This window comes from Povalibacter sp. (assembly GCF_036735925.1).
Lineage (GTDB): Bacteria > Pseudomonadota > Gammaproteobacteria > Steroidobacterales > Steroidobacteraceae > Steroidobacter.
The window spans coordinates 1-23,320 of record NZ_DAINNK010000063.1 but is presented as its reverse complement, the minus strand read 5'-3'; the positions used below and the strand labels follow the sequence as shown (position 1 = coordinate 23,320).

22 protein-coding genes are annotated in these 23,320 nt (G+C 63.7%); 5 read left to right on the top strand and 17 right to left on the bottom strand.

What is annotated here, in order from left to right; all coding sequences use genetic code 11:
- Nucleotides 1-78: 78 nt before the first annotated feature.
- The 5 genes from V7D81_RS17320 to V7D81_RS17300 all read right to left on the bottom strand — a co-directional run bounded on the left by V7D81_RS17320 (nucleotide 79) and on the right by V7D81_RS17300 (nucleotide 3,444).
- A complete protein-coding gene (locus tag V7D81_RS17320) occupies nucleotides 79-243 on the bottom strand; it encodes a hypothetical protein (RefSeq protein WP_324318559.1) in 165 nt (54 codons plus the stop codon).
- Entirely contained in the window at nucleotides 240-944 is a 705-nt protein-coding gene (locus tag V7D81_RS17315; RefSeq protein ID WP_324318557.1) for a hypothetical protein, read from the bottom strand. The genes V7D81_RS17320 and V7D81_RS17315 overlap by 4 nt, the downstream gene beginning before the upstream one ends.
- Before the next feature lies 1 nt (nucleotide 945).
- The gene (locus V7D81_RS17310; protein ID WP_324318555.1) at nucleotides 946-1,821 is read right to left on the bottom strand and encodes a hypothetical protein; all 876 of its coding nucleotides are present in this window, start codon (nucleotides 1,819-1,821) and stop codon (nucleotides 946-948) included.
- A complete protein-coding gene (locus V7D81_RS17305; RefSeq protein ID WP_324318553.1) occupies nucleotides 1,818-3,056 on the bottom strand; it encodes a pilus assembly protein TadG-related protein in 1,239 nt (412 codons plus the stop codon). Before V7D81_RS17305 ends, V7D81_RS17310 begins: the two co-directional genes overlap by 4 nt.
- Nucleotides 3,057-3,144: 88 nt before the next feature.
- Complete coding sequence (locus tag V7D81_RS17300; RefSeq protein WP_324318551.1) at nucleotides 3,145-3,444, bottom strand: Flp family type IVb pilin; 300 nt, start codon at nucleotides 3,442-3,444, stop codon at nucleotides 3,145-3,147.
- Between the two features lie 172 nt (nucleotides 3,445-3,616).
- Between V7D81_RS17300 and V7D81_RS17295 the strand changes: the two genes are divergently transcribed.
- A complete protein-coding gene (locus V7D81_RS17295; RefSeq protein ID WP_324318549.1) occupies nucleotides 3,617-4,909 on the top strand; it encodes a metal-dependent hydrolase family protein in 1,293 nt (430 codons plus the stop codon).
- 76 nt (nucleotides 4,910-4,985) lie between these two features.
- On the opposite strand, the gene V7D81_RS17290 is transcribed toward V7D81_RS17295, so the two are convergent.
- The 9 genes from V7D81_RS17290 to rpmH form a co-directional block, all read right to left on the bottom strand.
- The gene (locus tag V7D81_RS17290; RefSeq protein WP_324318547.1) at nucleotides 4,986-5,798 is read right to left on the bottom strand and encodes a VOC family protein; all 813 of its coding nucleotides are present in this window, start codon (nucleotides 5,796-5,798) and stop codon (nucleotides 4,986-4,988) included.
- Between the two features lie 99 nt (nucleotides 5,799-5,897).
- A complete protein-coding gene (locus tag V7D81_RS17285; RefSeq protein ID WP_324318545.1) occupies nucleotides 5,898-6,797 on the bottom strand; it encodes an AEC family transporter in 900 nt (299 codons plus the stop codon).
- A gap of 328 nt (nucleotides 6,798-7,125) precedes the next feature.
- A complete protein-coding gene (locus V7D81_RS17280) occupies nucleotides 7,126-9,012 on the bottom strand; it encodes a mechanosensitive ion channel domain-containing protein (protein ID WP_324318543.1) in 1,887 nt (628 codons plus the stop codon).
- A 101-nt stretch (nucleotides 9,013-9,113) separates the two neighbouring features.
- On the bottom strand, nucleotides 9,114-9,494 hold the full coding sequence (locus V7D81_RS17275; RefSeq protein ID WP_324318541.1) for an eCIS core domain-containing protein: 381 nt from the start codon (nucleotides 9,492-9,494) through the stop codon (nucleotides 9,114-9,116).
- Between the two features lie 4 nt (nucleotides 9,495-9,498).
- Nucleotides 9,499-10,857 (bottom strand): tRNA uridine-5-carboxymethylaminomethyl(34) synthesis GTPase MnmE, encoded by a 1,359-nt coding sequence (gene mnmE / locus V7D81_RS17270; RefSeq protein ID WP_324318539.1) that lies wholly within the window; start codon nucleotides 10,855-10,857, stop codon nucleotides 9,499-9,501.
- 70 nt (nucleotides 10,858-10,927) lie between these two features.
- A complete protein-coding gene (yidC, locus tag V7D81_RS17265; protein WP_324318538.1) occupies nucleotides 10,928-12,610 on the bottom strand; it encodes a membrane protein insertase YidC in 1,683 nt (560 codons plus the stop codon).
- Between the two features lie 18 nt (nucleotides 12,611-12,628).
- The gene (gene yidD / locus V7D81_RS17260) at nucleotides 12,629-12,925 is read right to left on the bottom strand and encodes a membrane protein insertion efficiency factor YidD (RefSeq protein ID WP_324318536.1); all 297 of its coding nucleotides are present in this window, start codon (nucleotides 12,923-12,925) and stop codon (nucleotides 12,629-12,631) included.
- Nucleotides 12,910-13,275 (bottom strand): ribonuclease P protein component, encoded by a 366-nt coding sequence (gene rnpA / locus V7D81_RS17255; protein WP_324318534.1) that lies wholly within the window; start codon nucleotides 13,273-13,275, stop codon nucleotides 12,910-12,912. Before rnpA ends, yidD begins: the two co-directional genes overlap by 16 nt.
- Before the next feature lie 40 nt (nucleotides 13,276-13,315).
- Nucleotides 13,316-13,450 carry a 50S ribosomal protein L34 gene (gene rpmH / locus V7D81_RS17250; RefSeq protein ID WP_184331051.1) on the bottom strand — a complete coding sequence of 45 codons (135 nt, stop codon included), beginning with the start codon at nucleotides 13,448-13,450 and terminating at the stop codon, nucleotides 13,316-13,318.
- Between the two features lie 249 nt (nucleotides 13,451-13,699).
- On the opposite strand from rpmH, the gene dnaA reads away from it, so the two are divergent.
- The 4 genes from dnaA to gyrB all read left to right on the top strand — a co-directional run bounded on the left by dnaA (nucleotide 13,700) and on the right by gyrB (nucleotide 19,919).
- Nucleotides 13,700-15,064: a chromosomal replication initiator protein DnaA gene (gene dnaA, locus V7D81_RS17245; RefSeq protein WP_324318528.1), complete on the top strand. Its 1,365-nt coding sequence runs from the start codon at nucleotides 13,700-13,702 to the stop codon at nucleotides 15,062-15,064.
- A 223-nt stretch (nucleotides 15,065-15,287) separates the two neighbouring features.
- On the top strand, nucleotides 15,288-16,385 hold the full coding sequence (gene dnaN, locus V7D81_RS17240) for a DNA polymerase III subunit beta (RefSeq protein WP_324318526.1): 1,098 nt from the start codon (nucleotides 15,288-15,290) through the stop codon (nucleotides 16,383-16,385).
- Nucleotides 16,386-16,411: 26 nt separating this feature from the next.
- Nucleotides 16,412-17,476 (top strand): DNA replication/repair protein RecF, encoded by a 1,065-nt coding sequence (gene recF, locus V7D81_RS17235; protein ID WP_324318524.1) that lies wholly within the window; start codon nucleotides 16,412-16,414, stop codon nucleotides 17,474-17,476.
- Between the two features lie 28 nt (nucleotides 17,477-17,504).
- Entirely contained in the window at nucleotides 17,505-19,919 is a 2,415-nt protein-coding gene (gene gyrB, locus V7D81_RS17230) for a DNA topoisomerase (ATP-hydrolyzing) subunit B (protein WP_349257686.1), read from the top strand.
- Nucleotides 19,920-19,972: 53 nt separating this feature from the next.
- On the opposite strand, the gene V7D81_RS17225 is transcribed toward gyrB, so the two are convergent.
- The 3 genes from V7D81_RS17225 to V7D81_RS17215 all read right to left on the bottom strand — a co-directional run.
- On the bottom strand, nucleotides 19,973-20,692 hold the full coding sequence (locus V7D81_RS17225; RefSeq protein WP_324318520.1) for a lysophospholipid acyltransferase family protein: 720 nt from the start codon (nucleotides 20,690-20,692) through the stop codon (nucleotides 19,973-19,975).
- A gap of 29 nt (nucleotides 20,693-20,721) precedes the next feature.
- Nucleotides 20,722-22,803, bottom strand: a complete 2,082-nt coding sequence (gene glyS / locus V7D81_RS17220) for a glycine--tRNA ligase subunit beta (protein ID WP_324318518.1) — start codon at nucleotides 22,801-22,803, stop codon at nucleotides 20,722-20,724.
- Nucleotides 22,800-23,320: glycine--tRNA ligase subunit alpha (locus V7D81_RS17215; RefSeq protein WP_324318516.1), on the bottom strand; the 521-nt coding region annotated here is incomplete at its 5' end. The genes glyS and V7D81_RS17215, both read right to left, overlap by 4 nt.

Genomic DNA, 23,320 nt, shown 5'->3' with positions numbered 1-23,320 from the left:
TTCAGCCGGCCTCTCCAAGAGTCAGGCTGAAGCCTGACCTACAGGAAGAGAGCCGCAGAACCCCGATCCATCGAGGTCCTAGAACGGAATCATCAATGCCCACGAAAATTCGTCGTGATGCTGCTGTACCAGTTGCAGCACCGCCGGGGCGCCGCGCCAGACGGTCATGAGACCGAGCAGCACGGCGAGATACTCGGTTGCGCCCCAGCCGCCCTGCCGATCGCGGCATCCTGCTCTCTTCATGACTTTCTCCATACGATCACGATGGCGGTGGCCGCCGACTGCGTGCGATCCGGCTGCAATGTGAGCAGCGCCAGTTCCGCGCCGCGCTGCGCTTCGATGACCATGCCGCGCGCTGCGGTCTGCATCGGCTGCTGGCGCAGGACCTGCCAGCCTGCGCGGGTCAGTGCGTCGCTGAACGCCGCCGTTTCGACGGCGATCGAGCGGGCGCTCGACAGGCTCAGGTGTTCCGAGGCGATGCCGTCGTCCTCGTATTCCTGCAGGCTCACCAGCCGCGCACTCGCGGGGCGCGGAAAGCGGCTCGACGCCACCGCACCCGCCTGTTCCGGTACGACACTGACGACGAGGGTGCCGCTGCTGCCGCTGACCGTCGCGGTCGCTTCGATGCTGATGAGGTGGTCGCGCGTGCGAATCGACAGCAATTGCCCGGTGCCGCGCCGCGAGCGGCGGAGTTCGCTGCGTCCCCAGCGATGCGCGAGACCTTCGTAGAAATGGAAGACGTCTGCAGGTGCGAGCCGCGATTCGAAGGTCTTGAGCGTCATGGGCAAACCATTCATGCGCATGGCGGGCGCGACCCAGTGCACCGATCCCTGCGGCGGCGCGGGCAGATCGGGAAGCTCCGCCGTGAGCCGCGACAAGGCGCCGGCACCCGCCGGGCCGGCGAGCAGCAACAGAAGAAGCAGAACGCGCGCTGAGCCGTGCATCTCAACGCCTCTCGATATAGGCCGCGGGCAGCGTGGTCGATCGCGGCCGCAGATCCGGTTCCCAGCTGAACTGGCCTTCGCCGTACAGCGGCTGTCCCTTGCCCAGCGCCTGCAGGCCGATGGGACGACCCGGCAGTTCGAACAGCTCCACGAGTTCGTCGACCGTGACGTCATCGACACGACGGCGCAGGGCGTCTTCGTTGCGCGAGGACCAGGTGTCGCTCAGCACGGCGCCGGCAGCGCGCTGCACGATCTGCGCGCGATCGGTTTCGGCGGGCTCGCGCACGCCGAGCGTCACCGGTCGATCCGCCAGTCGCGCGAGCGCAGGACGGATGCCCACCGCCACCGTCGAGCTGGCGAAGGCGCGCCGCGTCAGATTGAGGCTGTCGAGCTGCAGGAACTGTTGAATCGTGCCCAGCGCACCCTCGCCGTAGGCGATGCCGGGCACGAGCCACAAGCCGACGTCGACAGGTGCAGGACGTTCATCCTCCGTGAACGCGACCGGCGCACCGTTGTCGTCGTAGTCGAGCAGTCGTTGGCGTTGCCAGTCGCGCCACAGATCATTCTCGGTAATGCCATCGGCATGAAGCTGTCCGACATCGATGAGTCCAGCGAGCGGACTGCCCAGCGTGCGATCACGCGCTTCGAGCGCGATGTCTTCCTGGCTCTTGCGATTCGCCGCGCCGTCGCTGCGCCACACCGTGCGTTCCCAGACGGAGTAGCGCGCGGCGTCGTACGTCTTCTGCTTGATGTCGAGCTGCTTGCCGAGCAGCGGGATGCCGACGATGAACGGCGATAGCGCCAGCAGCGTCACGATGGTTTCGGCCATCGCATTGCCCCGCTGCCGCACGTGCGATGAAACGGCGGCGCGCTTCACAGGCCGATCCCCGATTCAACCGGCACCAGTCGCGCGTCCCAGAAAGGATTGAACAGATTCGCGTATTCGTGACGATCGTTGCCGAGGGATGCGAAGGCGTTGCCTGACGGTCGCCGGAACTCGACGCGCGCCATCGCGGCCACGGCGAGCGGCTGCGTGTTCGCATCCATGCCGAAGTTCGTACGCGTGTTCACCTGCGTCTGACGTTTCGTCGCGAGCGCGGCGATGCTCAACGACTGATCGCCGGGATTGCCGGCCACGTTGTAGTAGGAGGGCACGCCCTGATAGTTGCGCGCGAATTCCGTTGCACTGGCTTCACTCGTCTCATCGCCGATGCGGCGCCAGCGCCCCCAGCCGAACAACGAGCGCGTGCGGTACTGGAGTTGATCCTGTGCCCGCCAGTCGGCGCCGTTCTCATCCTGCATATGCGTCGTACTGCCCTGCTTGCGGATCTGCGCGACGATGAGATTTTCGCGCCAGCCGCGCTCGCCCGTGATCCAGCGGCGCATGTCGGTGTTGGCCGTGAGGCTCGCCGAGATCAGTTCGCTCACGGCGCCGTCGTCGCTGCCGGCGGTGTAGCGTTCGACGAACATCGGCACGCCCGCGAGCTGTTGCAGCAACTGCAGTTCGACGACGGCGCGCAGCTCATCGGGCAGGCGATCGATTTCGCCGCGATCGTTGATGCGGATCTGCGGATCCCAGGCGCGTGCGGTCTGCTGCATCAGCTCGTCGAGATTGTTGAGCGCGAGCGAGGCCTGGGTTTCAATCTGGGCGGCGCGGAAGTTGGCATTCCAGCCATCGATGGCCGGAATCACCACGTCCGCAGTTTCCTCCACGCCTTCGCGGACCTGTTCCGCGATCTGTTCGACCGTCGCGACGTACTGGCCGACGTAGGGGATGTAGCGGGTGATGCGATCGACGTACTCGATGGAATCGTGGATGTAGCGGATCCAGCTGACGTAGGACACCAGATGTCCCACCGCCGCATGGTTCGCGATCATGGCGCGATTGGTGTACGCCATGAAATTGAGATGACGCGCCGTCCACACGGCGCCGCTGTAGGCCGCCGCATCGGCTGCGTTCGCGACCTGCGACTTCTCCGTCACCTTCTGCCCGGTGTTGTACATCATGACCAGTACGGCGCTCGCGATCAGCACGCCGAACAGTGCGACCGGCGCGATCTGGCCGCGCTGGCCCGAAGCGGAAGTGCGGCGATGGCGGTTCGATGGGGTCATGGCTTCCGTACCGTCGGTGCTCCCAGTCCGTCATTCCCGCGCAGGCGGGAATGACGGATGGGCCGGGCTACGCGTCTGTATTCACACCTCAGGGATTGCCGCCGCCACCGCCGGCATTGGTCTGCTGGTTGTAGGTGGCAAGGCTGTCGGCCTGCGCGGCACGGTTCTGCGCCGTGGTGGCCGAGGTCTGCGCATCCTGGATGTCCTGTGCTCCGGACTGTCCCGACATTTCCATGCTCATGCCGGCCATCTGGTTCTGCAGCGTGTCGCCGAAGGCGGCGAACAGGCCGATGCCGGCCACGGCGACCAGCGCCGTGATGATGATGTATTCGCTCATGCCCTGGCCGCGCTGGCGCGAGGCCGGTGTAGTGATGTCCCGACGGATCATGGTTGCTCTCCCTGGCTGATGGACGATGTGTGGTGTCGACGAGATCGACGTGGAGAGCCTAGGCCGCGGGCGTGTATACCGTTTCGCGAATTTCTATGCGTTTTGCCGAGAAACTCGCCGGGCCTTTGCGGCATCGGGTAAGGTGCCGTCCCGGTTTCACGGAGCCACAACAATGATTCGTCGCGTGCTGCTCTCGCTGACACTCGCTTCGCTGCCGCTGCTGGCAACTGCCGCGGAAACTCCCGCTCCCGTCGTGCTCAAGGCCGCGCACCTGTTCGACGGCCGCTCCGGCCAGCTCGTCGACAATGGCGTGGTCGTCGTGCAGGACGAGAAGATCGTCGCCGTCGGCACCGGCGCGACGCTGCCGGCGAATGCACGGGTGATCGATCTCGGCGATGCCACCTTGCTGCCCGGCTTCATCGATGCGCATGTGCATCTCGATGGCGAACTGGCCGCCAACTACTACCTGGGTTTCTACGAGAACATGTTCCGCTTCCCCGTGGAGCAGGCGCATTACGCCGCGCGCTATGCGAAGCGCACGCTCGATGCCGGCTTCACCACGGTACGCAATGCGGGCGCCGGCGATTTCGTCGACATCGGCCTGCGCAATGCCATCAACGCCGGCGTGATTTCCGGGCCGCGCATGATCACTGCCGCGCACGCGATCGGCTCGCCGGGCGGTCATTGCGATCAATCGCCCTTTCCGCCGGATCGCATCGCGCCGGTCGGTCCGCTCGAAGGCGTCTGCAGTGGCGCCGACGAATGCCGCACCGCCGTGCGCTACCAGATGAAGTGGGGCGCGGACGTGATCAAGATCTGCGCCTCCGGCGGCGTGCTGTCGGAAGCCGATCCGGTCGACGTGCCGCAGCTCACCAGGGAAGAGCTCGCGGCGATCATGTCGGAAGCGCATGCCTGGAAGCGCAAGGTCGCGGCGCACAGCCACGGCGATCTGGCCGCGCGCATGGCGGTGGAAGCCGGCGTCGATTCGATCGAGCACGGCAGCTTCCTCACCGAAGAAACCATGAAGCTGATGAAGAGCAAGGGTACGTACCTGGTGCCGACGCGGCTCGCGGTCTACTGGGTCAACAAGCAGGTCGCGACGCTTCCGCCCGCCATCGCCGAGAAGGCGCGTGCGGCAGCAGCGGAGCATGAGAAGACTTTCCGTACGGCGTTGCGCATCGGCGTGCCGATTGCCTTCGGCACCGACACCGGCGTGTCGCCGCACGGCATGAATGCGAAGGAGTTCGCGCTGCTGGTCGAGATCGGCATGTCGCCGGCCGCCGCGCTGCTTTCCGGCACGCGCGAATCGGCGAAGCTGCTCGGCATCGATGCCGAAGTCGGCACGCTCGAATCAGGCAAGTTCGCCGACGTCGTGGCGGTGCCCGGCAATGTGCTGCAGAACATCGCAGCGACGGAGCAGCCGCTGTTCGTCATGAAGCATGGGCAGATCGTGCGTCGGCCGTAGGTCTGCTTCCGCCTGTGGGGCCGGCTTTAGCCGGCTCTACGGAGTCAGGCTGAAGCCTGACCTGCAAGCCCAGCACTCAGCGCGCGATGATCTCGACACCGTTGCCGCTCGGATCCCTGGCGATGATGATCCGCGATCCTGCGGAAGCCTTCACTTCGCGATAGCCCAGGCCGATCTGCTTGACGCGTTCCAGCACGGCATCGAATTCGGTCGTATAGAGCGCGACGACCGGAAACTGGCTTTTCGGCAGCGGTTCCTCGTTCTTCGGCTGGAACAGCGCGACGAAGCCCTGGTTGAAACCGAGCAGCACTTCATCGTAGGTGGCCGTGGTGAAGCGCTGGACCGGCTTGGCGCCGAACACCTGCACGAAGAAATCCTCTGCCTTCTGCCGATCCGCGACGATGAGTTTGGAGCCGCCGACGGCTTCGCTGCCGTTGTCGCGCGCCAGGATCTCGATCGCATTACCGCTGGGATCGCGCGCGATGGCGATCCGATAGGGTCCCGAGGCGGCTGCGGGCAGGCGCCGGAGCGGATGCTTCGCGTCCTCGATGCGCTTCACGACGGCGTCGAACTGCGGTGTGTAGATGAGCGCCACGGGAAACTGGCTTTTCTGCAGCGCCGCTTCCTTGACCGGCGAAAACAGCGCGAGCCGCGCGCCATCGCCGAATCCCATGATGGGCTCGTCGTAGACGCCCTCGGCGCTGTAGTGCGCCACTTCTTTCATTCCGAACATCTGCTCGTAGAAGGCCTGGTTTGCCTTGACGTCGCCGATGATCAGCTTGGCGGCGCCGAGCGTGTGCGGGCCGGAAGCCGTCGGCGGTTCCGCCGCACGGGTCGTCAGTGCGCACAGGCATGCGAAGGTCGCGAAAAGATGGCGTCTGTTGATCACGGCTCCCTCCTGCGGTGGATCGATTCGAAACACATGTTCGACGAAGCGCCTGCGGCGAATCATGAAGATTCGCCAAGGCAATGCATTCCGTGCCGCGAATCAGCCGAGCCAGTGGTTCGCGAGCGGCACCGTGATGAACGCCAGCAGGATGCCGACACCGAGGATCGTATTCGCGAGCGGCGGCTCGAGATCGTTCTGACTGGCGAGAATGGTAGCGGAAATCATCGGCGCCATCGCCGACTGCAGGACGGCGATCGTCAGCACCAGGCCTTCGACGCCGATCAGCCAGCCGGCCGTCCAGACGATGAGCGGCGCGAGCAGCAATTTCCAGCTCAAGCCGAGCGCGATGGCCGGCAGTTGTTGCCTGCCGAGATGCAGCTGGAACTGCAGGCCGACGGAGAACAATGCCATCGGCACCAGCGTCGCGCCGATGCGATCGAAGACGGCATCGGGTACCGCCGGCCATCCGCCGCACGCGCCCGCGATTACGCCCACCAGCAGCGAGATGAACGGCGGAAACAGCAGCACGCGCCGCGCGATCGTGAGCGGCGCCACGCTGTGACCGGAGTACAGCGCAGCCACCAGCGTGCCGCCGACCGACAGCACCACGAAGCATCCCGCCTGATCGGCGAGCACTGCGAGCGTCAATCCTTCCTGACCGTGCAGCGCTTCGATCAGCGGAAAGCCGATGAACGAAGTGTTGCCCAGACCGCAGACCAGGATCAGCGCGCCGATGCGGGCTCGCGTCCAGTGCAGCGCGCGACCGAGCACTGAGAAGAAAACCCAGGCACCGGCAAACACGAACCACAGCGCCGCGATCAGAAACCACAGGTGCGCGTCGAAATGGATCTGCGGCGCGAGATGCAGCACCAGCGCCGGCAACGCGACGTTGATCACCCACCAGTTGAGATTCTGGGCCAGCGTCGCCGGCGGATGACCGAAGCGCGCGACGAGCCAGCCGAGCAGCAGACAGGCGGCGAGCAGAAGCAGTGAGGACATGCGAAGGTTCGAAGCGTGAGGGCGCGGCAGTCTAAGAAGCCGGACCGATCGGCGTCCAGATCGGCCTGATGCAACAAAGACAAAACCCCTGGCAGGTGTCCCCGCCAGGGGTTCGTGGAGCCATTCTGTCATTCGCCAGAAACGGCATTTGCACCTGACTTGAGAGCGGACGCGCTCCTGCCAAGTCATCTCGCAGAACTAGCGCGCGTTGTTCAACTTGCTTTCGAGATTGTGCGGTGCAGACATCTGCGGCTCCGAAGGCCGGGAGAAACCGGGGGCGCGCATGGTACTCGCCTTCGTCTGCCCGTCAACCGGTATTTCTCGCGTCTCAGGCCGGCGCTCCCAGACGCGGCGCTTCCGGGCCGTGTTCGGAAATCACATTCAGCAGTTCGCGCGAGATGCGCTCGTCGATCTCTGCCGCGTGCGTGAGCTGCACCGGATAGCGCACGATGGCTTCGACGCCGTCCGCCGAAAAACGCAGCTGCACCTGCGGCTGTGCATCATCGGAAACCGCGGACGAGGACGCGCGCTGGATTTCGCGGGTCTGGCGCACGATGTCGTCGCGATACTCCTTGAGCACGTGATTGACTGCGTCGAGCAGCCGGTCCTTGAGACGCGCGTAGTCCGAACCGGACGGCAGGCTCAGCGTCATTTCGTGCCACGCGAGATCGACGCCGGCGATCTGTTTGAACAGTCCGCCCGACGCGCCGAAGATCACCGAGTTCGCGAATGCCACGACGCGACCGGTCGGCGTCTGCAATCCCTGGCCGCCCAGTTCCATCAGGTGCAGCCGCACCAGACCCAGTTCGATGACTTCGCCGGTGACGTTGCCGATCTGCACGCGATCGCCGACGCGAATGCCGTATTTGCCGATGAGGAAGAAATAACCGACCACCGATACGAGCACGCTCTGCATCGCCACGGCGAGACCTGCCGTGATCAGGCCGGCGAAGGTGGCGAGCGAACCGAGTTCGGTGGCGAACGTCGATGCGGCGATGGCGACCACCAGGCACCAGATCACGATCCGGCGCAGCAGCAGCATGCGGGCGCGTCGGCGCACATCGTGAACGTAACGGAACACCGCACGCTTCCACAGATGCGCGGCGCCGAACACCAGCGCCAGCAATGCGGCAAACAGCAGCACGCGCAGTCCCAGCACCTTGAGCGCTTCGTAGTACTGGCGTTCGGTGGAGTCGCGCCAGCTCTTCAGATTGTGGCGATACTGATCGAGCAGCACCCCTGCCTTGCTGAGCGGGGTGAGAATCGAGGAAGTCTGCTTGTACAGCCAGGCGAGCGTATCGAACTCATCGCGCATGGCCTTGAGCACGGTGCCGTCGGAGGAATCCGACTGATTCGCCAGCTGATCGCCGCGATGGCTGAGACGTTTGAGTTGTTCGAGCGGCGGATTGCGGACCTGCTTGAACGTCTCTTCCAGCTCCGCGGTGCGCCGGTCGATCGAATCGATGGTGCGGATCTTGTTGGACAGGCGAAACACCGCACCCGTCAGATCCCAGATGCCGAACTGCGTGAGCGTCGCCACCGGCGAGGCGGCGCCCGGATTCTTGGCATCCGTCACGACCGCTGCCGCCTCGGCGGTCGCCGTGGGGACGGAGGCGGCAATGGCATCGATATGCGCCTTCAGCGCATTGGCACCGAAACCGCCCGAATCGGTTTCGTTCTCGAACTGCTCCATGTTCGCGCGATAGTTGCGACGCGCGTTGATCAGGTCGAGCTCGCGCTGCAGGATCGAGACGCGCGCTTCGAGATCCGGTTTTTCGCCGGCAGTTGCGGCGGCGAGCTGCCGCTTCGCCGCTTCGAGTTCGCCCGCCACACGGCTGCGCTGCGCATCGAGCTCCAGCTGAATCTGCCGGATCTGTTGCGACGCCGGATCGTCCGTCGCCTGTGCCGTCGCGCTGGCTTCGCTGCTGATCAGCTCCGCATTGGCGCGGGCGATCTCGAAAGCCAGCGCCATCACCTTGTCGGCCGTCTGGCGATTGGCATAGAGAATCAGCAGATCGCTCGGCTGCGTCGAAGCCTGTTGCTGCGTACCGAGCGTGCGATACCAGTCGACGGTTTCGTCGAGCAATTGCACCACCTGCTCGACCGTCATGATGGCGCGCGAGGGCGGCGCGTCGGAAGGCGGTGATTCCGGTTGTTCCGCGGCATGCAGGAAGAACGGAGCCAGCAGCAGGACGGCGGCGGTTCGGCAACGCATTGCGGATCTCATCGAGCGGGGACCGCTATTCTGGCGCAAGCCCTGGCCAAAAGGTGGGCGTCGTTTCGGAGCGTCGCGGCCGGGCGACGCCGGTCGATCGCTTACGGCTTCGGGTAACGCATCAATCGATGCAGCCGGTCGCGATGGTTCGCAGCGAATGCGCGTGCCTCGACTTCGAAGACATTGTTCCAGTAACCGCGCCGCCACCACTCCAGGAGGTAGCGCCAGATCGTCAGGCGCCGCGGCTGCCACTGGCGCAGCACATGAAAGTACTCGTGCAGCACGAGTTCCGGGTCCGCCCAGAAGTCGGCCGCCGACTCGCGCAACAGGATGCGATTGCGACGGGTCGTGGCGCGAGCGCCGATGTGCATGCGCGCGTAGAGCGAGTGTTCGATCACGCGTACGTGATCGATGCGTTCGCCGAAGATTTCGCGCAACGCCTGTTGTATCGGCAGCGGCGCTGCCCGGCGTTGGCCCAGCATGACGTTACTTTCCGATACAGAACGTCGCAAAGATCCGCCCCAGCAGATCATCCGAACTGAATTCGCCGGTGATTTCGCCGAGCGCCTGCTGCGCCAGGCGCAGTTCTTCGGCCATCAGTTCGCCGGCGCGGCGTTCGGTGAGCTGGCGGTCGGCTTCCTGCAAGTGGCGCTGGGCGCGGTTGAGGGCGTCGAGGTGGCGGCGGCGGGCGGAGATCGTCCCGGTCTCGGCAGATTGATAGCCGACGCAGTCCTTCAGATGATCGCGCAGCAGATCGATGCCCGCGCCGGTGGTGGCGGACACATATATATGTACTGGCTGACTCTGTTGCAGCCGGGCAGTGCCGCCGGCGGCGTCGATCTTGTTGAAGATCCAGGTGATGGGCACGTCGGGTGGTAGCGCTGCGGTTTCGCTGCGGACCTGTTCGTCATCGAGTCCGCGCGTGGCGTCGATCACGTAAAGAATGCGGTCGGCGCGGCGCATCTCCGCGTGTGCGCGACGGATGCCTTCGGCTTCGACGACGTCGGCTTCGTCGCGCAGGCCGGCGGTGTCGGCGATGTGCAGCGGGAGTCCATCGATGTCGATGCGTTCGCGCAGCACGTCGCGCGTGGTGCCGGGAATGTCAGTGACGATGGCAGCGTCGTAGCCGGCGAGACGATTCAGCAGGCTCGACTTGCCGGCGTTCGGTCGGCCGGCGATCACGACCGTCATGCCTTCGCGCAGCAATGCACCCTGTCGTGCGGCGGCGATGATCTGTGCGCACAGTTCGATGGTGCGATCGAGTCGTTCGCGCAGCGCGGTGTCGGCGAGGAAGTCGATTTCCTCTTCGGGGAAATCGATGGTGGCTTCGACATGCATGCGCGCTTCTGTCACCGCTTCAGTCAGTGCGTGAACTTCCGCGGAGAATTCACCCTGCAGAGAGCGCAATGCGGCGCGCGCGGCCTGGGCCGAACCGCTGTCGATGAGATCGGCAATGGCCTCGGCCTGGGTGAGATCGATCTTGTCGTTGAGAAAGGCGCGACGGCTGAATTCGCCCGGCTCGGCAAGCCGCGCGCCGAGCTGCACGATGCGTGCGAGCAGCATGTCGAGCACGACCGCGCCGCCGTGGCCCTGCAGTTCGAGAACGTCTTCGCCGGTGAATGACGCGGGCGCCGGGAAATACAGCGCGATGCCGCCGTCCAGCATTTCGCCGCTGGCGTCACGAAAAATGCGCAGGGCCGCGTGACGCGGCGGCGGAACATCGCCCAGCACGCCTTGTGCGATTTCGGCAACTTTCGTTCCTGAGATGCGGACGACGCCGATGCCACCGCGACCGGTCGCGGTGGCGATGGCGGCGATGGTGTCGGTGTCGGCGCTCCGGTTCATTGCGATAACCGTGGGGAACCCCCCATCCCAACCTTCCCCCGCAAGCGGGGGAAGGAGCTGAGGACCCAGGCTAGTCCTTCTTCTTCGCCTCTTCCGCCGCGACCAGCTTGTTGATGCGCCACTGCTGCGCGATCGACAACAGCGTGTTGGTCAGCCAGTAGAGCACCAGGCCCGCCGGGAACCAGGCCATCGTGCCCGCCATGATCACGGGCATGAAGGCGAAGATCTTGGCCTGCATGGGATCGGCGCTCGGCATCGGCTGCAGCTTGAACTGCGCGAACATCGCGCCGCCCATCAGCACCGGCAGGATGAAGAAGGGATCGCGCGTCGACAGGTCCGTGATCCAGCCGAAGAACGGCGCCTGGCGCATTTCGACGCTTTCCAGCAGCACCCAGTAGAACGCGAGGAAGAACGGAATCTGGATCAGGATCGGCAGACAGCCGGCGAGCGGATTGATCTTTTCGCGCTTGTAGATCTCCATCATCTGGCGACCGAGCTGTTCGCGATCGTCCTTGTAGCGTTCCTGGATCGCCTTGATGCGCGGCGCGACGTTGCGCATCTTCGCCATCGAGCGGCCGCTCGCCGCGGTGAGCTTGTAGAACACCAGCTTGATGAGGAACGTGACGATGATGATCGCGAGGCCCCAGTTGCCGACGAAGTTGTGGACCTTGCTGAGCAGCCAGAACAGCGGCTGCGAAATGATGGTGAGCTTGCCGTAGTCGGCGGTGCGCTGCAGTTCGGGGCCGGTCGCAGCGAGCTGATCCTGCAGTTTCGGGCCGACGAACAGTGCTTCTTCGAAGGTGTGCGTGCCGCCGGCGGGAACCGTCTGCAGCGGTCCGCGGTACGACAGGATGAAGTCGTTCTCGGCGTCCACGCTCAACTGATAGTCATAGGCGGAGGCGACCGGCGGCACCGCGGCCGCGACGAAGTGATGCTGCAGCGCTGCGATCCAGCCGCCGGTGATGGTGTTCTTGTAGTGGCTCTCTTCCTTGTCTTCGACGTTGAGTTTGCGATAGCCCTTGCCGTCGTAGATCGCCGGCCCGCGATACGCGTAGGTCTCGACGTTGAAGTAGGAGCGTTCGACGTGCTCGTAGTGGCGCACGATCTGCACGTAGGACGCGGCCTTCCAGTCGCTGCCCGACTGGTTGTCGACGTCGTACTTGAGACCGATGCGATAGTTGCCGGGCGTGAACGTATAGGTCTTGGTGACGGTGAGGCCCTGACCATCGGTCCACGTCAGCGGCACTTCGAGCTGCGACTGTCCGGGTTGCAGACGATATTCGGTGGACGCCGACTGAAAGATGACCTGATGCGTCGGTTCGGCGCGCTGGTCGGCGGCACGCAGGCCGGAGCGTGCCACGAACAGGGCGTTGCCCTTCGTGTCGAACAGGCGCACGGGCACGTCGGGTTGGTTCTTCACTTTCGGATACTTGAGCAGGTCGGCGCGCTGCAGCTCGCCGCCGCGCGTGCTGATCTCCATGTCGAGCACGTCGGTCACGACGCGAATGACAGGAGCACTTGCGGCTGCGCCCTCGGACGAAGGCTGCGTGGTTGCCGCAGCGGGAACCGCGGGCGCGCCGTCCGCCGACGGCAGCTCCGGCAATGCTTCGGCGGGTGAATTGGCTGCCGGCGCCGTGACTGTCGTCGCCGCGGCGGGCGGCGGGGTCGGGGCGTAGTCGCGCTGCCAGGTGATGTAGTTCAGCCACAGCACCAGGCCCAGCGCCGCCCAGACAAAGAGTCGTTGGTTTTCCATGAGTGAAGTGATTCCAGCCTAGCGCGTGGGGTCCGCAACCGCGGTTGCGGTTTCGTCGGAACGTGATTCGATTCGTGACGACGGTGTTGCCAGATCAACCGTCGCGAGCGGCACCGGGTCGTAGCCGCCCGGATGCCAGGGATGACAGCGCAGCAGGCGCTGGGCCGCAAGATAACTTCCCTTCATCGGACCGTGCAGGCCGATCGCTTCCTCGGCATAGCACGAGCAGCTCGGATGGAAACGACAGTTGGGACCGAGCAGCGGGCTGATCAGGTAACGGTAGCCGCGGATGAGGGACTTCAGGATGACGCGCATGACTTGCTCACCGCGCGCCAGTGTTTTTCGAGGCTGCGCACGATGGCGGGATTGTCGGCATCACGGGCGCCGTGGCGTGCGTTGACGACGATGTCGACCGCGGGCAGCTCATGTTGATGCAGTCGAAACGATTCCCTGACCAGACGCTTGATGCGGTTGCGGCGCACCGCTCCGCCGATGATTTTCGCAGCGACCGACAGGCCGAGGCGGGCCGCGGGTCCGCCATTGGGGCGGATGAAGATCGCAAACATGGCATCGGCAAAACGTCGCGCATCTTTGTAGACGCGATCGAAGTCCGATTTGTTATGGAGACGTTGCGCCGGAGTAAAAGGCCGGGCGGGTGTGTGCAAGAACGGTATCGAACAAAGGGAAGGCGCCGAGGCGGCGACTTCAGACCGTCAGACGCTTGCGACCCTTGGCACGACGGCGAGACAGCACGAGGCGGCCTGCACGGGTGGCCATGCGCGCACGAAAGCCGTGGGTACGGGCACGATGAATCTTGCTGGGGTTGTAAGTGCGCTTCATGCTGCAATCTCGTGGCGCGAAAGTCGCGCTAAAACAAACACATGGCGGGTCAAAAAGAAGGGCGGCAAGGGTACGCACGCCCTTCAGGGGTGTCAAGCGCGCGACGGCTGAATTTCGCGGGAAATCACGCTTCCGTGCTGTGGATAACTCCGCGGGCTTGGGGTTAGACTCGCCCTCCTCTCGCGCCCCGGCTGGGAACGACCGGCGCAGAACAATTTCATTGACCGTTGTTATCGAGCCGGAGCTTGCATGGCGAGCGTCGGCGGGGGCGAAACCGTGGCGGCTTCGTTGTGGCATCACTGTCTGGAGCAACTGGAAGCCGAGTTGCCCGAGCAGCAGTTCAATACCTGGATCCGGCCGCTGCAGGCGGTGGAGGATGGCCGGGTGTTGCGCCTGCTCGCGCCCAACCGATTCGTCGTGGACTGGGTGAACGACAATGTCCATCGACGTATTTCCGAGCTGGTCGAGGCATTGTCGCCGGCGCCGGGCCTCTCGGTCGTCCTCGAGGTGGGGTCCCGGGCGGCAGCCAACGTTCCGGCACCTGCACCAGCAGGCAATTCAAGGATGCCGGTGCGCGAGCCACCCGCCGTCCTGGGCAGCCGGCTGAATCCGGATTTCACGTTCGAAAACTACGTCGAGGGCAAGAGCAACCAGCTGGCCCGCGCGGCGGCGCACCAGGTGGCCCAGAACCCCGGTCGGGCCTACAACCCGCTGTTCATCTACGGCGGCGTCGGCCTGGGAAAAACGCATCTGATGCACGCGGTCGGCAATGCCATCAAGGGTCGCAGCGATCAGGCCCGTGTGGCGTACGTGCACTCGGAGCGCTTCGTCAGCGACATGGTCAAGGCGCTGCAACACAACACCATCAATGACTTCAAGGCGGCTTACCGCTCGCTCGATGCGCTGTTGATCGACGACATCCAGTTCTTCGCCAACAAGGACCGTTCGCAGGAAGAGTTCTTCCACACGTTCAATGCCCTGTTCGAAGGGCAGCAGCAGATCATCCTGACCTGCGACCGCTATCCGAAGGAGGTCGAGGGCCTGGAGGAACGTTTGAAGTCCCGTTTCGGCTGGGGCCTGACCGTGGCGATCGAACCGCCCGAACTGGAAACCTGCGTCGCAATCCTGATGAGCAAGGCGGCGGTGATGGGCGTCGAGCTCTCCGAGGAAGTGGCCTTTTTCATTGCCAAACGAATTCGCTCGAATGTTCGCGAACTAGAAGGCGCCCTGCGCCGGGTGGTGGCGAACTCGCAGTTCACGGGCCGCGCCATCACGCTGGAGTTCACCAAGGAATCGCTGCGGGACCTGCTGGCGTTGCAGGACCGCCTGGTCACGATCGAGAACATCCAGAAAACGGTGGCGGAGTACTACAAGATCCGCATGGCTGACCTGCTGTCGAAGCGTCGCAGCCGATCGATCGCGCGACCGCGACAGCTGGCCATGGCGCTGGCCAAGGAACTCACGAGTCACAGCCTGCCGGAGATCGGTGATGCGTTCGGCGGCCGGGACCATACAACCGTGATGCATGCTTGCCGGGTAATCAAGGACTTGCGCGAATCGCAGATCCGTATCAGCGAGGACTATCAAAACCTGTTGAGAACCCTGGCTGGTTAGCTGTGGATACTTTGTGGGTGGCGTGAGGATCAAATTAATCCACAGGTCGCACACACGTTGGGTACAACCTCACCAGCTCGTCGTCAGGTAAGTTACCGACAGGACAATAGATTGATTCTGAAAGGATAAAGTGAGTTTTCCACAGATTTCGATCTGCTCAGTAATCATCATAAATTCTTAAATATCCAATTCATTAAATCTTTAAGACAACACAGGTGAAGCGATGAAGTTCAGTGCCGGACGCGAAGCAATCCTCGCACCACTGCAGGCCGTGATCGGGGTGGTGGAGCGGCGCCAGACCATGCCCATCCTCGCCAATGTGCTCATCGCGGGACGCGGCGATGAGCTGTCCATCACTGCGACCGATCTCGAGGTGGAGCTGGTGGCCAAAGCCAAGGTGTCTCTCCAGCAGGGCGGAGAGATCACGGTTCCGGGCCGGAAGCTGCTCGATATCGTGAGAGCACTCCCGGAACAGGCGAACGTGACTGTCTCGGTGGAAGGCGAGAAGGCGGTGGTCAAATCCGGCAAAAGCCGTTTCACCCTGACGACGCTCCCGGCCAGCGATTTCCCGACGATCGAAGACATCCGTGCACAGCAGTCGTTGTCCGTTTCTCAGGCGGCGTTGAAACGCCTGCTCGACAAGACGCATTTTTCGATGGCCCAGCAGGACGTTCGCTATTACCTGAACGGGATGTTGGTGGAAATTGCCGAGAAAGTGCTGCGAACTGTCGCGACTGACGGCCATCGCCTCGCCTATTGCGAAACCGAGCTGGAGGACGGCAGCGGTGGCGCACAGCAGGTTATCGTGCCGCGTAAGGGTGTGCTCGAACTGCAGCGTCTGCTTGGAACAGAAGGATCTGTCGAACTTGCGATCGGAACCAACCACGTTCGCGCTCATATCGGCGATATTCGCTTCACTTCGAAGCTGATCGACGGTCGATTCCCGGAGTACGGACGCGTCATTCCTGCCAATCCGCCCCGTCAGGTCCGTGCCGATCGGGATGTTCTGCGCTCAGCCTTGCAGCGGGCGGCCATTCTTTCCAACGAGAAGTACCGCGGCATTCGCTTGGCAGTGAAAGCCAACGCGTTAGTACTGCAATCCCATAACCCGGAGCAGGAAGAGGCCGAAGAAGAGCTGGAAGTGGCCTACGACGGTGAGGAAGTCGAGATCGGATTCAATGTGAATTACCTGCTCGATGCACTGGCCGCGGTAGACGGGAACGAAGTTCAGCTGGGGCTGACGGATGCCAACAACAGTTGCCTGGTTACGGCGCCGTCGGTGGCCTCGTCGAAGTACGTCGTCATGCCCATGCGGCTGTAACGCTCGATTTTCGTTCTGGTTGATGCGTGCTGTCGTCGATCGATATCGAGAATTTTCGATGCATCGAGCGCGCACGCCTGGAGTTTGATCCCCGCGGCACCGGCATTCTGGGCAGGAATGCCTCGGGGAAGACGAGCCTTCTGGAGGCAATCTTCTTTCTGGGTCACGCCCGTTCGCTGCGGGCGAATACACGCGAGAAGCTGGTTCGAAGAGGGGAATCGTTCTTCCGGATCGTCGCGGAAATCGACGCGCCGCGGGGAATTCTGACGGCCGGCACAGAGTTCGTGGGGGGACGCTCACAGACCCGTCTTGCCGGGCACGGCATTTCGAGCATCTCCGAAATTGCCGAGATCCTGCCCATCCAGCTCATCGATCCCAGCGTGCACCGGCTGATCGAAGAAGGCTCAGCCCGTCGCCGCCGGCTGATGGATTGGGGCGTGTTCCACGTGGAACACAACTTTCTGGCGGTCTGGCGTCGCTACCAGCGGGCGCTCCTCCAGCGCAACGCAGCCTTCCGAGCCGGTCAGACCCTTGCCGTCGTCAGTGCGTGGGAAGGGGAGATGGCGGAGTGCGGTGAGGCCGTGGATCGATACCGCGGCCACTACGTCGCGATGTTGCGTCCCGTGTTTGAACAGATTGCCGGGAAGCTGCTGGGCGAAGCCGCGACTTTTGAGTACCGCCGCGGATGGGCTGCCGATCAATCGCTGAGCGATGAGTTCGCGGCCAAGCGTCCCAGGGATCAACAACTCCGAACGACGACCGTCGGGCCGCATCGCTCCGACCTGACTTTCCGGGTCGACGGTACTCTGGCTCGCGACCGTATCTCCCGTGGGCAACAGAAGCTCCTCGCCTGTGCCCTGATCCTGGCTCAGGTGCAACTCCGTTCGGTAACCGCTCAGGTGCCAACCACGTTGCTGCTGGACGATCCAGCCGCCGAGCTGGATGTGGATAATTTGGGGAAACTTCTCGAAGCGATCGATTCGGTGCCTTCGCAATTGATCGTCACGTCCGTCAGCGAGGCGGGGCTGAAAGGGGTCAATGTGCGGCGAACGTTCCACGTGGAACAAGGCAGATTCACCCCAATGCTATAATTTCGCGCTCGTCAATCCAGGTTGCACCATGACTGACTCCGACGTCTACGACTCAAGCAAAATCAAGGTTTTGAAGGGCCTGGATGCGGTCCGGAAACGACCCGGAATGTACATCGGGGATACCGACGACGGCACCGGTTTGCACCACATGGTGTTCGAGGTCGTCGACAACTCCATCGACGAAGCGCTCGCCGGCCACTGCTCGCAAATCACCGTCACCATCCATGCCGACCAGTCGGTCACGGTGGCCGACGACGGCCGTGGAATACCTGTGGATATCCATCCGGAGGAGGGCAGGTCGGCCGCCGAGGTCATCATGACCATCCTGCATGCTGGCGGTAAGTTCGACGATTCTTCCTACAAGGTTTCCGGTGGCCTGCACGGCGTCGGCGTCTCGGTGGTCAACGCGCTTTCCGAATACCTGCAGCTGACCATTCATCGCAGCGGCAAGCTCTACAACCAGGAATACCGGTTGGGCGATCCTCAGGCGCCCTTGGCGGAAACCGGGGTGACCGAGAAGCGCGGCACCATCATCCGCTTCAAGCCCAGCGCCCAGATCTTCACCAACATCGAATTCGACTATGACGTGCTGGCCAAGCGGCTGCGAGAGCTGTCCTTCCTGAACTCGGGCGTGCGGATCGAACTGGTCGACGAGCGCGACGAGAAGCGGGAAGTGTTCGAATACGAGGGCGGCATCAGCGAGTTCGTCCGCTACCTCAACCGCAATCAGACCCCGGTCCATGAATCGATCATCTGGTTCCGTACCCAGCAGGACGCGATCACCGTCGAACTCGGTCTGCAATGGAATGACTCCTACCAGGAGAGCATGTACTGCTACACCAACAACATTCCGCAGAAGGACGGCGGTACGCACTTGGCCGGATTTCGCAGTGCGCTGACCCGCACGCTCAATCACTACGTCGAGGAGCAATACGCGGCCAAGGACAAGACGGCGACGACCGGCGACGACGCCCGCGAAGGGCTGACCGCGATTCTCTCGGTCAAGATGCCGGATCCGAAGTTCTCGTCCCAGACCAAGGACAAGCTGGTTTCCTCGGAGATCAAGGGCATCGTCGAAGCCACCGTCGGTGCGAAGCTTGAGGAATTCCTGCTCGAACACCCTGCTCAAGCCAAGGCCATCGCCTCGAAGATCGTCGAAGCCGCGCGTGCACGCGAAGCCGCCCGCAAGGCGCGAGAAATGACTCGCCGCAAAGGCGCGCTGGATCTGGCGGGTCTGCCGGGAAAACTGGCGGACTGTCAGGAGAAGGATCCCGCGCTCTCGGAGATCTTTCTGGTCGAGGGTGACTCGGCAGGTGGCTCGGCCAAGCAGGGCCGCGATCGCCGCACACAGGCCATCCTGCCGCTCAAGGGCAAGATCCTGAACGTGGAAAAGGCGCGCTTCGACAAGATGCTGTCGTCCGCGGAAGTCGGCACCCTCATCACCGCGCTGGGCTGCGGCATCGGCGCCGATGATTTCAATCCCGACAAGCTGCGCTATCACCGCATCATCGTGATGACCGACGCCGACGTGGACGGCTCGCACATCCGCACGCTGCTGCTGACGTTCTTCTACCGGCAGATGCCGCAACTGATCGAACGCGGCCACATCTACATTGCCCAGCCGCCGCTGTACAAGCTCAAGAAAGGCAAGGCCGAACACTACGTCAAGGACGACAACGAGCTGAGCGCGATGCTCCTGAACCAGGCGCTCGAAGAGGCGCGCCTGCACACCGGTGGCAACCAGGCGCCACTCATGGGCACCGCCCTCGAATCGCTGGCTCGCCGCTGGATGGAGGTTGCCGCCATCGTGCGTCGCTCATCACGTCGCTACGACCAGCGCGTCCTCGAGCAGCTCATCTACTCGCCCGAGGTCACGCTCGCGGATCACGACAGCCTGGAATGGCTGACCGCCTGGGGCCGCGGATTCGAGACCCAGCTCAACGGTCATGACGATGCTGGCCGCAAGTATCGTGTCCGGGTGCTGCCCGGCACGGACGGTGGCGCCCCCAAATTGCTCGTGGCGCGCACGGAGCATGGCAGCACCAGCGAGAAGCACATCCACCGTGAGTTCTTCGAGTCTGCTGAATATCGCGGCATTGCGGAGCTCGGCAAGACGCTGTCGGGGTTACTGCAACCCGATGCCTACATCGCCAAGGGCGAACAGCGCCAGGACATCGGCAGCTTCAAGCAGGCCATCGAGTGGCTGATGGACCAGGCCCGCAAGGGACAGACCTTGCAGCGTTACAAAGGTCTGGGAGAGATGAATCCGGATCAGCTCTGGGAGACCACGATCGACCCGGCATCGCGGCGCCTGATTCAAGTACGCATCGAAGACGCACTCGCGGCCAACGATATTTTTGCGACGTTGATGGGCGATCAGGTGGAGCCGCGGCGCGAGTTCATCGAGCGGAACGCGCTGGCCGTCGCCAATCTTGATGTTTAGAAAAATTGCCTGATAAGGCGCTACTCCATTGGAATAGCGCCACTTCAGTTAAATTATTTTCCCTGAGGAGCAGGCATCGACCGCACCTGCTCATCGATCCAGTTCCGTACCTGTTCCGCCAGTTCACGGGGATCTCGCCCGGCCGCGTCGATCGCCGGCCCGATGACGACCCGGATCCTGCCCGGCTTTTTGACCCAGCCGCGCCGCGGCCAGTAGTACCCGGCGTTGTGTGCGACCGGCACGATCTTGCAGCCGGCCCGCGAAGCCAGCAGAAAACCGCTGACGCCGTACTTCTTGGATTCTCCCGGCGCCGTGCGCGTGCCCTCGGGAAAGATGAGGATCCACAGTCCCTGCGCCAGTCGCTGCTTGCCCTGGTCGACCACCTGATTCACCGCCGACGCGCCGGCGCCCCGATTGATGGCAATGGGCTTCAGGAAATGCAGCGCCCAGCCCACCAGCGGAATCCACATCAACTCGCGCTTCAGTACCCAGGACTGCGCCGGAAAAATGCCCGCCTGCGCGATGGTTTCCCACGCCGAGGAATGCTTCCACATCGAGATGTGCGCGCCCTCGATGATGTTCTCCTGACCCTCGATCGTGTGGCTGAGACCGCAGGTGATCTTGAGCACCCAGAGCTGGACCCGCGACCAGCTGCGCGCCACCGCATACAGCTGATGGCTCGGCAGCCAGGACAACGCCAGAACGACGACAGCGTAGAGCGCCGTGCCGACGAACAGCCAGGTGGTGTAGAGCAACGAACGCAGCAGCTGCACTCAGCGGACTCCGCCGTGAAAGATCGATATCAGCCGGGCAGTCGCGACAGATCCGCGATCTGCAGAAACACGCCGCGCAGACGCACCAGCAGCGCCAGACGGTTCAGGCGTACCTCCGCATCCTCCGCCATGACCATGACGCTGTCGAAGAACTTGTCCACGTCCTCGCGCAGGCTCGCCAGCTGCGTCAGCGCCGCACCGTACTCGCGTCGGGCCAGCAACGGATTCACCGCGCGCTCCGTCGCGATCACATGCTCGAAGAGCGCGCGCTCGGCCGGATCCTGCAGCCGGTTCGCATCGACCGCGCCGGAAATATCGTCGGGCGCCTTGCGCAGGATGTTCGCGATGCGTTTGTTGGCGCCCGACAGACTCTGCGCCTCCGGCAGCGCCAGGAAGGTGACCAAGGCCTGCAGGCGACGATGAATGTCGAGCGGCGACTGCGAGCGGCTCGCGATCACGGCGTCGAACATTTCAGTGGTGATGCGTAGCGGCGAATCGTCTTCGAGATAGGAGCTGCGCAGCCGCTCCGTCAGGTAGTCCCAGATCTCTGCGACGGTCTCCGCCGGCGCCGCGACGGGTTGCTGCGCTACGGCACTCTGCACCAGCTGCATCAGATCCAGGTCGAGTTCGCGCTCGAAACAGATGCGCAGCACGCCGAGTGCGGCACGCCGCAGGCCGAACGGATCGCGCGTGCCCGAGGGCTTCTGTCCGATGCTGAAAATACCGGCGATGGTGTCGAGCTTGTCGGCCATGGACACGGCGATGCCGACGCGACCGACCGGCAACTGATCGCCGGAGAAACGCGGCCAGTACTGTTCTTCGAGCGCCGCGGCGACTTCGGACGATTCGCCGTCGTGCTGCGCATAGTAGCGGCCCATGAGACCTTGCAGCTCCGGAAACTCCCCGACCATCGCCGACAGCAGATCGCATTTGCTCAGTTGCGCGGCACGACGCGTCAGCGCTGTGTCGGCGCCGATGATCTCGGCAATCTGCGCCGCAAGCGTCGCGACGCGCTCGCTCTTGTCGTACAGCGAGCCGAGCTTGCCCTGGAAGGTGACCGCCTTCAGCGCTTCGCGCCGCGAGGCCAGCGATTGCTTGCGATCCGTTTCCCAGAAGAACGCGGCATCGGCAAGACGCGGACGCACCACCCGCTCATTGCCGTCGCGCACCTTGGTGGGATCCTTGCTCTCGATGTTCGCCACGGTGATGAATGAATTCATCAACCGGCCATCGGCGCCCTTCACCGGGAAATAACGCTGATGATCCTGCATGGTCGCGATCAGCACTTCCGGCGGCAGATCGAGGAAGCGCGCGTCGAAGCGACCGGCGAGCGGCACCGGCCACTCGACCAGCGCAGTCACTTCATCGAGCAGCGCCGGCTCGATCACCGCCGCGCCGCCCAGCGATTCGGCGATGGCTGTGACGCCGGCGCGGATCGATTCGCGTCGCTGTGCGACATCCGCGACCACCCGCCCCTTCTCTTTCAGCAGGTCGGGATATCTGGCCGGACTGGAAATCGCGATGGCCTGCGGTGCGTGGAACCGATGACCGTGCGACTGCTTGCCCGCCGGCTTGCCCAGCACGTCCGCCTCGACGACCGTCGAACCGAACAGCATCACCACCCAGTGCACCGGACGCACGAATTCCTGATCGCCGCTGCCCCAGCGCATGCGCTTGGCGATCGGCAGCTCACCCAGCGCGGCGGAGACGATGCCCGGCAGCAATGAGCCGACTGCTTCACCGGCTTTCACGCCGACGAACTGCAGCACCTTGCCCTTGGGCCCATCGACCTGCTGCAGCTCTTCGAGCTTCACGCCGCAGGAAGCGGCAAATCCCAGCGCCGCACGCGTCGGCTGCCCGTTCGCATCGTAGGCGTTCGCTATCGCCGGACCCTGGCGCCGGATTTCCTGATCCGGCTGATGATCGGCCACTGCGGCAACGCGGACCGCGAGGCGGCGCGGCGTGGCGAACCAGTCGACGTCGCCATGCTTCACATTGGCGTTGTCGAGACCACGTGTCACGCCGGCAGCGAATGCCTGCGCCAGCGTGAACAGCGACTTCGGCGGCAGCTCTTCCGTGCCGATCTCGACCAGGAAATCGCGCTTGCTCATGGCTTCGATGCTCCGGCCGCAGCGCGCGCAAGCATCGGAAAGCCGAGCGCCTCCCGAGACTTGAAATAGGTTTCGGCGACGCTCTTCGCCAGGGCGCGCACTCGCAGGATGTAGCCCTGCCGCTCCGTCACGGAGATGGCCTTGCGCGCATCGAGCAGGTTGAAGGTATGGGAGGTCTTGAGCATCTGTTCATAGGCCGGCAACGCCAGGCCGTTCTCCAGCAGCGTGCGGCACGCAGTTTCGTGTTCCTGGAAGTGACGGAACAGCATCGCGGTGTCGGCGAACTCGAAGTTGTACTTCGACTGCTCGACCTCGTTCTGGTGATACACATCGCCGTACGTCACGCGACCGAACGGGCCGTCGGACCAGACGATGTCGAAGATGCTCTCCACGCCCTGCAGGTACATCGCCAGGCGCTCGAGCCCGTAAGTGATCTCGCCCATCACCGGCCGACAGTCGAGACCGCCGACCTGCTGGAAGTAGGTGAACTGCGTGACTTCCATGCCGTTCAGCCAGA